Raw genomic sequence first — 12874 nt, 5'->3', positions numbered from 1 at the left:
AGTTTGACTACTATTTTATACTGTCGGATTTCTTCTGAAAATTCCTAAGTATTTGATTCATATGAATTAAATGTGATAATTCACGATCGGTGGCTGCATTGAAAAAAACATATTCCTGATGTATATTCTTTACAAATTGTTTTTCCTGCCCAGCCAACCCCGGATTCTCTTATGACTCAGCAACTAACTCAAGTCTCGCCGCATGCCCAGGACTGGTACCGCGACGCCATCATTTACCAGGTCTATCCGCGCAGCTACCACGACACCAACGGCGACGGCATCGGCGACCTGCCGGGGATCACGGCCAAGCTGGACTATATCGCATCGCTGGGCGTGGAGATCGTGTGGATTTCGCCGTTCTTTACCTCGCCGATGAAGGACTTCGGCTACGACATCGCCGACTATTGCAACGTCGATCCGATGTTCGGCACGCTGGCCGACTTCGACGCGCTGATCGCCCGGGCGCACAGCCTGGGCCTGAAGATCATGATCGACCAGGTGATGGCGCACACGGCCGAAGCGCACCCGTGGTTCCAGCAGAGCCGCGCCAGCCGCGACAACCCCAAGGCCGACTGGTACGTGTGGTCCGATCCGAAAGACGATGGCAATCCGCCCAACAACTGGCTGTCGGTATTCGGCGGCTCGGCTTGGCAGTGGGACACGCGCCGGCGCCAGTACTATATGCACAATTTCCTGGTCAGCCAGCCGCAGCTCAATTTCCATAACCCGCAGGTGCAGCAGGCTCACCTCGATGCGCTGCGCTTCTGGCTCGCGCGCGGTGTGGACGGCATCCGTCTCGACGCCTGCAACTACCACTTCCACGACCAGCAGCTGCGCAGCAATCCGCCGGCCACCAACCGCGATTCGATCACGGTCACCGACGTCAACCCGTACGGCATGCAGGCCCACGACTACGACAAGACGCGCCCGGAAAACCTGGCCTTCCTGCAAAAGCTGCGCGCGCTGCTCGACGAGTACCAGGCCATTTCGATCGGCGAGGTCGGCTCCGACGATTCGCTGGCCACCATGGCCGACTACACGGCCGGCGGCGACAAGCTGCACATGGCGTACAGCTTCAACCTGCTGGTGAATCAGCTGTCGTCGCACTACATCCGCCAGCAGGTCGAGCAGTTCGAGGAACGCGTCAAGGGCGGCTGGGCCTCGTGGTCGGTCGGTAACCACGACGTGCCGCGCGTGGCGTCGCGCTGGGGCGGTGCCGAGGCGCCGCCCGCATTCGCCAAGCTGGTGCTGGCGATGCAGCTCTCGCTCAAGGGCACGCCGTGCCTGTACCAGGGCGACGAACTGGCGTTCGGCGAAGCGGACGTGCCGTTCGAACTGCTGCAGGACCCGTACGGGATCGCGTTCTGGCCCGAGTTCAAGGGCCGCGACGGCTGCCGTACGCCGATGGCGTGGACCGACGCCGAGCAGGGCGGCTTCACCAGCGCTCAGCCCTGGCTGCCGGTGGCGCCGCAGCACCGCGCGCGCGCGGCTGCGGTGCAGGAAGCCGACCCGCAATCGACGCTGGCCTTTACGCGCGCCTTCATCGCCTGGCGCCGCACGCTGCCGCAGCTGTCGCGCGGGGCGATCAGCTTCTTCGATGCGCCGGAACCGGTGCTGGCGCTGCGCCGCGATCTGGACGGCCAGCGCGGCGTGATCGCCGTGTTCAACCTCGGCCCGGCGCCGGTCAGCGTCAGCCTGCCGCAGGCGGCCGGCGCCGAGCCGCTGGAAGGCCACGGCCTGCCGGGCACGATCGACGCTGGCGTGGTGTCGCTGCCGGCATATGGCGCGTGGTTCGGCTACGCGGCGTGACCCGTTTCGGGTATGCTTCCGCCATCTGATTTGACTGAGCCGACATGAAACAAGCCGAAGTGGATCAAAAACTCAACCGCACCGCGTTTGCCGATGGTCCGCGCCTGCTGGCCGACATCGGCGCCACCCATGCGCGCTTTGCGCTGCAGACGGCGCCGGGCGACTTCCGCGCCGTGCGCGTGCTCAAGTGCGACGACTACGCCGACATCGTGGCCATGCTGCGCTCCTACCTGGCCGACCACGCCGACCTCACGCTCCACCATGGCGCGCTGGCCGTGGCCAACCCTGTCAGCGGCGACTACATCCGCATGACCAACCGCGACTGGGAATTTTCCACCGACGAGGTGCGCCGCGCCCTGGGCCTGCACACGCTGCTGGTGGTGAACGACTTCACGGCGCTGGCGATGTCGCTGCCCGGCCTCAAGCCCGCCGACCTGATGCAGGTGGGCGGCGGCAAGCCGGCGTCGAACTCCGTGATCGGCGTGCTGGGGCCGGGCACGGGTCTCGGTGTGTCGGGCGTGATCCCCACCGTCGATGGTTTCGTCACGCTCGGCTCCGAAGGGGGCCACACCAACTTTGCGCCGGCCGACGAGCGCGAATACGCGATCCTGCAGTACGCCTGGCAAACCTGGTCGCACGTCTCCACCGAGCGCCTGATCTCGGGCCCCGGCATGGAAATCATCTACCGCGCGATTGCCAAGCGCAACGGCCGGCAGGTACGTGATCTCACTTCGCAGGAGATCATGGCCGGCGCGCTGACCGACAGGGATCCGCTGTGCCTGGAAGTGCTCGAATGCTTCTGCGCCATGCTGGGCGGCGCCAGCGCCAACCTGGCCGTCACGCTCGGTGCATTCGGCGGCATGTTCATCGGCGGCGGCATCGTGCCGCGCATGGGCGAGTGGTTCGCGCAGTCGCCGTTCCGCTCGCGCTTCGAAGCCAAGGGGCGCTTCACCAGCTACCTGTCCGAGATTCCGACCTATGTGATCACCACGCCCAACCCGGCGTTCTACGGCGTGGCCACCATCCTGTCCGAGCACCTGCGCGGGCGCAGCGGCGCCAACACGCTGATGGAGCGCGTGCGCCACCTGCAGCACGAACTGACGCCGGCCGAACAGCGCGTGGCGCAGCTGGTGCTCGAGCAGCCGCGCCTGGTGCTCAACGAACCGATTGCCGACATCGCGCGCCTGGCCGAAGTGAGCCAGCCGACCGTGATCCGCTTCTGCCGCTCGCTCGGTTTCCTCGGCCTGGCCGACTTCAAGCTCAAGTTCGCCAGCAGCCTGACCGGCGCCATCCCCGTGCGTCACAGCCAGGTGCGCGTCAGCGACAGCACCCACGACCTCAGCGCCAAGGTGATCGACAACACGGTCTCGGCGATCCTGAAATTCCGCGACCAGCTCGACGTGCGTTCGATCGACAAGGCCATCGCCCTGGTGGCCAAGGCCAAGCGCGTGGAGTTTTATGCAATGGGCAATTCGCGCGTGGTGGCGCTGGACGGCCAGCACAAGTTCTTCCGTTTCCGCATCCCGACCTCGGCCTACGGCGACTCGCACCTGCTCAACCTGGCCGCCGAGCTGCTCAAGCCGGGCGACGTGGTGATCGCGATATCCAACTCGGGCAAGCTGAACGACCTGCTCGAAGCGGTGGACGTGGCGCGCGCGGCAGGCGCGGACGTGATCGCGATCACGGCCAGCAATTCGCCGCTGGCGAAAAAGGCCAGCGTGTGCCTGGCGGTCGACCATTCGGAAGACAGTACGACCTTCCTGTCGATGATCTCGCGCATCCTGCAGCTGCTGCTGATCGACATCCTGTCGGTGGGTATCTCGCTCGATGCGCAAAATGGCAAGCTGGTGATCGAGCACAAGGCCAAGGGCGAGGCCGACGGCCGGCGCCTGATGATCTCGCACCTCGACGGCTGACCGCCGACACCACCGCACCACCGCACCGAAGCAGACCCCATGGTCTGCTTTTTTTTCGCCTGTTACAAATTGGTGCTTGAACTTTCCCATCAAGGGTATAAGATATGTCGTAATAAGTTATATCTTAACTTGTTATATCGTATTTTACCGAAAAGGACTACACCATGTTTACCACCGACCACCCTCATCGCCACCACGCTGCCCACGGCCACCACGGTCACGGCGGTGGCGGCCGCCCGCGCGGCCCGAAAATGTTCGACGCCGGCGCCATGCGCTACATCGTGCTGCAACTGATCGCCGACAAGCCGCGTCATGGCTATGAACTCATCAAGGAACTGGAGCAGCGCTCCGGCGGCGGCTACACGCCGAGCCCGGGCGCCATTTACCCGCTGCTGTCGATGCTGCTCGACATGGGACACGTCTCGGCTTCGCCGGACGGCAACAAGAAACTGCACACGATTACGGCGGAAGGGGAGGCGTTTCTGGCCGAGAACCGCCAGTTCGTGGACGCCGTCGTGGCGCGCATGAATGAGCAGGCCGAGCCGCGCGACGACTTGCGCGCCGTGATGCACGAACTCAAGCATGCGGTCATGGAGCAGGGCAAGGACCAGCAGCCGACGCCCGAAAAACTCGAGCAGATCCGCGCCATCCTGCGCCAGGCAACGGCCGACATCAAGGCGCTGGCCGCGTAAGTGTCATGGCGCTGTTGCGCGCTCAGCCGTCGACGCTGGTGCGCTTTTCCGGGTGTTTTTCGCGGCGCCAGCGCGCCAGGCTGATCACTTCATCGCTGGTGGCGTCTTCGACCAGGATCTCGTCGTCGTTGGCCGAGACCAGGAAGCTTTCCCAGCGCAGCGCCGCGTCGGCGCTGTTTTCCACAAAGCTGAACTGATAGTAGGTTTTGCCGTTGAGCTTGCGCGGTGCCGGATCGTATTCGATCAGCGCGCCGTGCACCTTGCCGTTCGAGGTTTTCTCCAGCATGGCCGACCAGGCGCGCAGTTCCGGCAAGGCCAGCAGCGCGGCCGAGGCCTGGTCTTTCGTGCGTACGACCTTCGGCTGTACCGGCGCGGCCGGTTCCGGCGCCGCAGCCGGACGCGGCGCCGGCGGACGCACGGCTGGCGCCGCTGGCGGCGTGCTGGCTGCCGGTTTCACTGGCGCCGGCGGTGCAGGAACTGCGGGAGCGGGCTCCGGTGTCGAATTGCTGAAGTACACGCCGACGCCAATCACGACGGCGATCACGGCACCGGCAGTGAGCAGCAGGCGGGGCGGGAGAGACGGAGAAGCCATAAGGAATGGACAAAACTATTTTATAGATGGACATACTAAACCAAAGGCAATCGCCGGGCAATGTTTGTGGCCGTGCAAGCCCGGCGCGCGCCGGCGATCCCTATACAATTTTGGTATTCATCGCACTGCATATTTCATTGGCGGCAGTGCTGTCGTTTCCGTAACATCGACGCAGCACAGAAAAGGATTTCAATCTTGGACAAGACCATACTTGGCGTGGACTGGGGCACCAGCAACCGGCGCGCCTACCTGATCGATCAACACGCCAACTGCCTGGCCGAGTACGAGGACGACCAGGGCATGCTGGCCGTGGGCGAGCGCGACCGCTTCGGCCCCTCGCTCGACGCGCTGCGCAGCGCCATGGGCATCGACACCACCATCCCCGTCATCCTGTCCGGCATGGTCGGCAGCGCGTCGGGCTGGCAGGAAGTGAACTACCTCGACACCTCGGTGCCGCTGACGGCGCTGCCGTCGCACCTGGCGCCGGTCGGCGCTGCGCCGTGGTCGGCCAACTGCCGCATCGTGCCCGGTTACGCCTACCGGCGCGGTCCGTCGATCGATGTGATGCGCGGCGAAGAAACCCAGCTGCTGGGCGCCGTGGTGCTGGGCCAGCGCGATGGCTGGCTGGTGCTGCCGGGTACCCACAGCAAGTGGGTGCTGCTGCAGGACGGTGCGGTCGACTCGCTGTCCACCTACATGACCGGCGAACTGTACGCCATGCTGTCCAAGGGCGGCACGCTGTCGTCGCTGATGGGCGGCGACAGCAGCGACGCCGCCGGCTTCACGGCCGGTCTCGACCAGGCTGGCGCCGGCGAACCGCTGACCAACACCCTGTTCCGCGTGCGCGCCGGCGTGGTCTCGCGCAGCGCACCGGTCGAGCAGGCGGCCGCCTTTGTCAGCGGCCTGCTGATCGGCGCCGAATTCGCCGCTGCCGCGCGCAGCCTGCCGGCCGGCGGCACCGTCACCGTGATCGGCTCGCCGGCGCTGGCCAAGCGCTACGCGGTCGCCGCCCGGCACTTCGGCCTGCAGTGCCAGGTGCTCGATCCGCATCGCGTGTACTGCACCGCGATTTCCCAATTCATCAAGGCTTGAACATGACTATTTCCCATCCAACCACGCCACTGGTCGCCATCCTGCGCGGCCTGCAACCGGCCGAGGCCACCGCGGTCGCCCAGGTGTTGTACGACGCCGGTTTCCGCGCACTGGAAGTGCCGCTGAACCGTCCCGGCGCGCTCGCATGCATCGCCGCCATCGTCGCGCTGAACCTGCCCGACACCCTGGTCGGCGGCGGCACCATGCTCAGCGTGGCGCACGTGGAAGCCGTGTACGAGGCTGGCGGCCGCCTGATGGTTTCGCCCAACTGCAACCCGGCCGCAATCCGCCGTGCTGCCGAACTGGGCATGTATATCGCCCCCGGCGTGGCCACCCCGACCGAGGCCTTCGCGGCGCTCGACGCCGGCGCCCACGCGCTCAAACTGTTCCCGGCCGAAATGGTCGGCCACGGCGGCCTGAAAGCCATGCTCAGCGTGGTGCCGGCCGGCACCCCGATGTGGCCGGTGGGCGGCGTCACGCCGGACACCATGGCCGGCTGGAAAAAAGCGGGCGCTACCGGCTTCGGCATCGGCGGTGCACTGTTCACCCCGGGCGTATCGCTGGAAGAGCTGGGCGCGCGCGCTGCCGCTTTCGTCGACGCCTGGCGCGCGCTGGCAGCCTGATACACTCACGCGCTGTGACTGCATTCGACAAGTAACGCAACAATAACGGAGACCGAACGATGAGCAAACATGAGGTGCAATGCCTATGGGACCTGGGTGCGCAACTGGGCGAAGGCCCGCTGTGGGTATCGGAAGAACAACGCCTGTATTTCGTCGACCTGAAAAGCAAGACCCTGCACGCGTTCGACATCGAGACCGGCCAGCGCCACGCCTGGGAAATGCCGGACTACGTGTGCTGGCTGATCGCCCGCAACGACGGCGACGGCTTCATGGCCGGCCTGCGCCACGGCATTGCCCGCGTGTGGCTCGAACCCGCGCTGCGCATCGAGTACATCGCCCGACCATTCCCTGAAGGTAGCGACCTGCGCATGAACGACGCCAAGGTCGATCGCGCCGGCCGCATCTGGGCCGGCTCGATGCACAACACCGACTATGCCCAGGCGATCGGCAGCTTGTTCCTGCTCGACAAGGACCTGTCGCTGACCGTGGCCGACGACGGCTACCACATCTGCAACGGCCCGACCTTCATCGAGGACGGCGCCACCATGCTGCACACCGACAGTTTCGAGCGCCGCATCTATGCCTACCCGCTGGCGGCCGACGGCACGCTCGGCGCACCGCGCGTCTGGCGCCAGTTCGACGACGGCGAAGGGTCGCCCGACGGCATGACCGTCGATGGCGAAGGCTGCGTGTGGGTGGCCCAGTGGGGCGGCGGCCGCGTGTGCCGTTACTCGCCCGACGGCGACTTGCTGGAAACGGTCCGGGTGCCGGTACGCAATCCCGCCTCGTGCACGTTCGGCGGTCCGGACTTCAAGACCCTGTTCATCACCACCGCCAGCGAAGACAACACCCCCGAACAGCTGAAAGAGTTCCCGCTGACGGGCGGCCTGTTTGCCGTGCGGGTGGACGTGGCCGGCCTGCCGGCAGCCCGCTTCGGCTGATACTTCCCACGCGCCGGCCAGTCCGGCGCGTTTTTCTTGAACGCCATAATTTTGCCGTGCGACGCGGCAGGGGGAGGTGCACACAAGTGGTTTGCAGGTCCGTTTCATCCAAAACAACAAAGACACTGGAGATACCATGCAATTCAAGAAGATCCTTGCCGCCTGCTGCGGCATTGCCCTGAGCCTGGCCGCTGCGACCAGCACGGCGCAAAGCTTTGCCAACGGCGCCGACGTCAGCTGGGTCAGCCAGCAGGAATCGGCCGGCTACGCCTTCTACAACAGCAGCAGCGTCAAGACCGATCCGTTCGTGCTGCTGAAAAACCTCGGCATCAACGCCATCCGCCTGCGCGTGTGGGTCAACCCGAGCGGCGGCTGGAACAACGGCGCCGACGTGCTGTACAAGGCCAAGCGCGCTGCCGCCCAGGGCCAGCGCATCATGATCGACTTCCACTACAGCGACAGCTGGGCCGATCCCGGCCAGCAGACCAAGCCGGCGGCCTGGGCCAGCCACACGCTGGCCCAGCTGAACAACGACGTCTACAGCCATACCCAGGGCATCCTCAACTACCTGAAAAGCAATGGCGTCAGCGTCGAATGGGTGCAGGTCGGTAACGAGATCAACAGCGGCATGCTGTGGCCGGAAGGGAAGACCACCAGCTTCGCCAACCTGGCCGGCCTGATCAACAGCGGCTACAACGCCACCAAGGCCGTGTACCCGAACGCCAAGGTGATCCTGCACCTGGCCAACGGTTACGACAATGCCGTGTTCCGCTGGTTCTTCGACGGCGTCAAGGGCGCCGGCGCCAAGTGGGACGTGATCGGCATGTCGCACTATCCGCCAGCGTCGAGCTGGACCGACTACAACAACAAGATCGCGATCAACATGAAGGACATGGTGTCGCGCTACGCCAAGCCGGTGATGGTGACCGAAGTGGGCATGGACTGGACCCAGGCCGCCACGGCCAAGTCCATGGTGGCCGACCTGCTGAGCAAGACCAAGGCGCTCGGCTCGAACGGCCTGGGCGTGTTCTACTGGGAGCCGCAGGCGTATCCGAGCTGGCAGGGCTACACCATGGGCGCGCTCGATGGCAGCGGCAAATTTACGATTGCGCTCGACCCGTTCTGAGCGCGCGCCGGAAATGGTGAGCGTTGCGGGTTAGCGCGATTGCGCGCAGAATGCGTCGTTTGAACCATCAGGACGACGCATCATGAAAAAAAATCCTCCCCGCTACCTGCACCTGGCACCGGAAGCCGCGCTGCCGGCCCTTGAAGCGCTCGACAACTTCAAGGCCGTGCTGGTGGTCGAGGTGGATGTGCTGGACACCGTGCGCTGGGACATCAGCCGCTGGCTGGTGGCGTCGGGCTGCAAGCTGGCCATGGTGTGGGCCAGGGACGCCGAAGCATGGCGCGAGTCGATCGACGACGCCCACCTCGAAGCAACCGATTACGAAGACCTCGAGGAGGCCGACCTGCTGATCGTCAGCGCGCACCAGGCCGAGCAAGAGGGCCAGGAAGATGGTGACAGCGAAGACCTGGACGAAGTGTTCTGGTATGCCAGGCACCGCGCCAGCCACCCGGCGCACGAACTGCACGACACGTTGATCGTGCACATCGCCGATGCGCCGCGCCGCGAGGACATCGAAGACGCCTTCGCCGACGCCTGAACCCCGTCAATCGCGGTAACAGGCGCAAAAAAGCCCGCGCAGGCATGACACCTGCGCGGGCTTTTGATCGACCAGCCCGCGGGGGGCCGGTGCGGCCATTACATCATGCCGTCCATGCCACCCATACCGCCCATGCCACCCATACCGCCCATACCGCCGCCGGCTGGCTTGTCTTCAGCCGATTCAGCGATCATGCAGTCGGTGGTCAGCATCAGGCCGGCGATCGACGCGGCGTTCTGCAGTGCCGAGCGGGTCACCTTGGCTGGGTCCAGCACACCCATTTCGACCATGTCGCCGTAGGTGCCGTTGGCAGCGTTGTAGCCGTAGTTGCCGGTGCCGGCCAGAACGGCTGCCACCACCACCGACGCTTCTTCGCCGGCGTTTTGCACGATCATGCGCAGTGGCTCTTCCATCGCGCGCAGCACGATCTTGATGCCGGCGTCCTGGTCCGGGTTGTCGCCTTTCAGGTCCGACACCTGGGCGCGGGCGCGCAGCAGGGCCACGCCGCCGCCAGCGACGATGCCTTCTTCCACGGCAGCGCGGGTAGCGTGCAGTGCATCTTCCACGCGGGCTTTTTTCTCTTTCATTTCGACTTCGGTGGCAGCGCCAACCTTGATCACGGCAACACCGCCAGCCAGCTTGGCCACGCGCTCTTGCAGTTTTTCACGGTCGTAGTCCGAGGTCGCTTCTTCGATCTGCACGCGGATCTGCTTGACACGGCCTTCGATCGCAGCGGCTTGACCGGCACCGTCGATGACGATGGTGTTTTCCTTGCCCACTTCGATGCGCTTGGCCTGGCCCAGCTCTTCCAGGGTGATCTTTTCCAGGGTCAGGCCGACTTCTTCGGCAACCACTTGACCGCCGGTCAGGATGGCGATGTCTTCCAGCATGGCTTTACGACGGTCGCCGAAGCCCGGGGCTTTCACGGCCACGGTTTTCAGGATGCCGCGGATGTTGTTGACCACCAGGGTCGCCAGTGCTTCGCCTTCGATGTCTTCGGCGATGATCAGCAGTGGACGGCCAGCCTTGGCCACTTGTTCCAGTACCGGCAGCAGGTCACGGATGTTTGAGATTTTCTTGTCGCACAGCAGAACGAACGGGCTGTCCAGGGCGGCAACCTGCTTTTCCTGGTTGTTGATGAAGTACGGCGACAGGTAGCCGCGGTCGAACTGCATACCTTCAACGATGTCCAGTTCGTCGTTCAGCGACTTGCCGTCTTCCACGGTGATCACGCCTTCCTTGCCGACTTTTTCCATCGCTTCAGCGATGCGCTCGCCGATCGATGCGTCGGAGTTGGCCGAGATCGCGCCGACCTGGGCGATTTCTTTCGACGTCGTGGTGGGCTTGGCGATTTTTTTCAGTTCTTCGACGGTGGCGGCAACGGCCTTGTCGATACCGCGCTTCAGGTCCATCGGGTTCATGCCGGCGGCCACGAACTTCATGCCTTCGCGCACGATGGCCTGGGCCAGCACGGTGGCGGTGGTGGTGCCGTCACCGGCGTTGTCGCTGGTGCGGGAAGCGACTTCCTTGACCATTTGCGCCCCCATGTTCTGCAGCTTGTCTTTCAGTTCGACTTCCTTGGCGACCGACACGCCGTCCTTGGTGACGGTCGGGGCGCCGAACGAGCGCTCGAGCACCACGTTGCGGCCTTTCGGGCCCAGGGTGACTTTGACGGCGTTGGCCAGTACGTTGACGCCTTCTACCATTTTGGCGCGCGCTGCGTCGCCGAAGATTACTTCTTTAGCTGCCATGTTGATTACTCCTGTGAGGTGTTAAGTTGCAAATCGTGGGCCAGTAACCGGTGATTACTTGGTGACGATCGCCATGATGTCTTCTTCGCGCATGACCATCAGTTCCTGGCCGTCGATCTTGACGGTCTGGCCGGCGTATTTGCCGAACAGGACGCGGTCGCCTACCTTGACATCCAGAGGACGCACTTTGCCGTCTTCCAGGATCTTGCCATTGCCAACGGCCAGGACTTCGCCCTGGTCCGGTTTTTCAGCAGCCGCATCAGGGATGATCAGGCCGGATGCAGTCTTGGTTTCCTGGTCGAGACGTTTGACGATAACGCGATCGTTCAAAGGGCGAAGGTTCATACAAAACTCCTTAATTAACAATGGTACAGTTGGTTGCAGTTCAATCTTGCCGACTTCACAAAATCGTCCAGCGGAAAGTTGGGTGAGAGGTGGATTAGCACTCTCCCATAACGAGTGCTGATTATAGGGACGAGATCCCCGTATTTCAAGGCACAAGATTTGTGAAAACGCAAAAAATCAGCGTTGTGATGTCTGAGCGACAACAGAATCAGCGATGAGTGGCGTGCCCGGCGCTCGTAGCGGGGACATAAAAAAACCGGCGCTGGCGCCGGTTTTTTTTATGATTGCATCACCATTCGGCGACGCTGCCATCCTTGTGACGCCAGACCGGGTTGCGCCAGTCGGGGGCGTTCTGGCTGGCGGCGATCACGCGTTCTTCGTCCACTTCCACGCCCAGGCCGGGCTTCTTGAGCGGCGCGCAGTAGCCGTCGACGATCTTGAAGTCTTCCTTGTTGATCACGTAGTCGAGCAGCTCACCACCCTTGTTGTAGTGGATGCCCATGCTTTGTTCCTGCAGCACGGCGTTGTACGAGACGAAGTCCACCGCCAGGCACGACGCCAGTGCGACCGGACCGAGCGGGCAGTGCGGCGCCAGCGTGATGTCGTAGGCTTCGGCCATCGAGGCGATTTTCAGGCATTCGGTGATGCCGCCCGCGTGCGACAGGTCGGGCTGGGCGATCGCCAGGCCGCCGGCCGCGAACACGTTCTTGAATTCGAAGCGCGAATACATGCGCTCGCCGGCTGCCAACGGTATCGAGGTCATCTCGGCCAGGCGCGGGTAGTACTCGGCCTGTTCTGCCAGCACCGGTTCTTCCACGAACAGCGGGCGGAACTGTTCCAGCTCGCGCAGCAGGGTCTTGGCCATCGGCGCGGCCACGCGGCCGTGGAAGTCCAGGCCGAATTCGATGCTGTTGCCGAACGCTTCGCGGATTTCCGCCACGCGCTGGACCGCTTCATCGACCGCTGCCGACGTATCGAGCATGCCCAGTTCTTCGGTGCCGTTCATCTTGAAGGTGTTGAAGCCGCCTTCTTTCAGCTTGCGGATCTGTTCGATGATGTCGGCCGGCCGGTCGCCGCCCACCCAGCTGTACATCTTCATGCGGTCGCGCACCAGGCCGCCCAGCAGTTCGTACACGGGCTGGCCCAGCACCTTGCCCTTGATGTCCCACAGCGCCTGGTCGATGCCGGCGATCGCGCTCATCAGGATGGCGCCGCCACGGTAGAAGCCGGCGCGGTACATGGTTTGCCACAGGTCGTTGATGCGCGACGGGTCCTGGCCGATCAGATACGGTTCCATTTCCTGGACCGCCGTCTCCACGGTGCGGGCGCGGCCTTCGATGACCGGCTCGCCCCAGCCGACGACGCCTTCATCGGTTTCGATCTTCAGCAGCATCCAGCGCGGTGGAACACGGTAGGTCGTCAGTTTGGTGATTTTCATAGGGGGAAGAA

General features: G+C 64.0%; 12 protein-coding genes. 8 read left to right on the top strand and 4 right to left on the bottom strand.

Features of this window, described 5'->3' with window-relative positions:
* The first annotated feature begins 171 nt into the window (after positions 1 to 171).
* The 3 genes from ASF61_RS15300 to ASF61_RS15290 all read left to right on the top strand — a co-directional run bounded on the left by ASF61_RS15300 (position 172) and on the right by ASF61_RS15290 (position 4417).
* Entirely contained in the window at positions 172 to 1809 is a 1638-nt protein-coding gene (locus ASF61_RS15300; protein WP_056157326.1) for an alpha-amylase family glycosyl hydrolase, read from the top strand.
* Positions 1810 to 1853: 44 nt separating this feature from the next.
* Positions 1854 to 3725 (top strand): glucokinase, encoded by a 1872-nt coding sequence (locus tag ASF61_RS15295; protein ID WP_056157323.1) that lies wholly within the window; start codon positions 1854 to 1856, stop codon positions 3723 to 3725.
* Between the two features lie 164 nt (positions 3726 to 3889).
* Complete coding sequence (locus ASF61_RS15290) at positions 3890 to 4417, top strand: PadR family transcriptional regulator (RefSeq protein WP_056157321.1); 528 nt, start codon at positions 3890 to 3892, stop codon at positions 4415 to 4417.
* A 22-nt stretch (positions 4418 to 4439) separates the two neighbouring features.
* Here the strand turns inward: ASF61_RS15290 and ASF61_RS15285 are convergent, their stop codons facing one another.
* On the bottom strand, positions 4440 to 5009 hold the full coding sequence (locus tag ASF61_RS15285) for a hypothetical protein (RefSeq protein ID WP_229205862.1): 570 nt from the start codon (positions 5007 to 5009) through the stop codon (positions 4440 to 4442).
* Between the two features lie 195 nt (positions 5010 to 5204).
* On the opposite strand from ASF61_RS15285, the gene ASF61_RS15280 reads away from it, so the two are divergent.
* The 5 genes from ASF61_RS15280 to ASF61_RS15260 all read left to right on the top strand — a co-directional run bounded on the left by ASF61_RS15280 (position 5205) and on the right by ASF61_RS15260 (position 9329).
* Positions 5205 to 6101 carry a 2-dehydro-3-deoxygalactonokinase gene (locus ASF61_RS15280; RefSeq protein WP_056157318.1) on the top strand — a complete coding sequence of 299 codons (897 nt, stop codon included), beginning with the start codon at positions 5205 to 5207 and terminating at the stop codon, positions 6099 to 6101.
* A gap of 2 nt (positions 6102 to 6103) precedes the next feature.
* Positions 6104 to 6724 (top strand): 2-dehydro-3-deoxy-6-phosphogalactonate aldolase, encoded by a 621-nt coding sequence (locus tag ASF61_RS15275; RefSeq protein ID WP_056157316.1) that lies wholly within the window; start codon positions 6104 to 6106, stop codon positions 6722 to 6724.
* Between the two features lie 59 nt (positions 6725 to 6783).
* Positions 6784 to 7665 (top strand): SMP-30/gluconolactonase/LRE family protein, encoded by an 882-nt coding sequence (locus ASF61_RS15270; RefSeq protein WP_056157314.1) that lies wholly within the window; start codon positions 6784 to 6786, stop codon positions 7663 to 7665.
* A 136-nt stretch (positions 7666 to 7801) separates the two neighbouring features.
* Positions 7802 to 8791, top strand: coding sequence for a glycosyl hydrolase 53 family protein (locus ASF61_RS15265; RefSeq protein ID WP_056157311.1), 990 nt, complete (start codon positions 7802 to 7804; stop codon positions 8789 to 8791).
* 82 nt (positions 8792 to 8873) lie between these two features.
* A complete protein-coding gene (locus tag ASF61_RS15260; RefSeq protein WP_056157310.1) occupies positions 8874 to 9329 on the top strand; it encodes a hypothetical protein in 456 nt (151 codons plus the stop codon).
* A 98-nt stretch (positions 9330 to 9427) separates the two neighbouring features.
* Here ASF61_RS15260 and groL read toward each other — a convergent pair whose 3' ends face one another.
* The 3 genes from groL to dgoD form a co-directional block, all read right to left on the bottom strand.
* Positions 9428 to 11080, bottom strand: coding sequence for a chaperonin GroEL (groL, locus tag ASF61_RS15255; RefSeq protein WP_056157308.1), 1653 nt, complete (start codon positions 11078 to 11080; stop codon positions 9428 to 9430).
* Between the two features lie 54 nt (positions 11081 to 11134).
* Complete coding sequence (groES, locus tag ASF61_RS15250; RefSeq protein WP_026637491.1) at positions 11135 to 11425, bottom strand: co-chaperone GroES; 291 nt, start codon at positions 11423 to 11425, stop codon at positions 11135 to 11137.
* 289 nt (positions 11426 to 11714) lie between these two features.
* Positions 11715 to 12863 (bottom strand): galactonate dehydratase, encoded by a 1149-nt coding sequence (gene dgoD, locus ASF61_RS15245; protein ID WP_056157305.1) that lies wholly within the window; start codon positions 12861 to 12863, stop codon positions 11715 to 11717.
* Between the last annotated feature and the right edge of the window lie 11 nt (positions 12864 to 12874).

It is taken from the genome of Duganella sp. Leaf126 (assembly GCF_001423125.1).
Lineage (GTDB): Bacteria > Pseudomonadota > Gammaproteobacteria > Burkholderiales > Burkholderiaceae_D > Rugamonas.
Note: the sequence above shows the minus strand (reverse complement) of the source record. Positions and strands in the feature narration are given on the sequence as shown.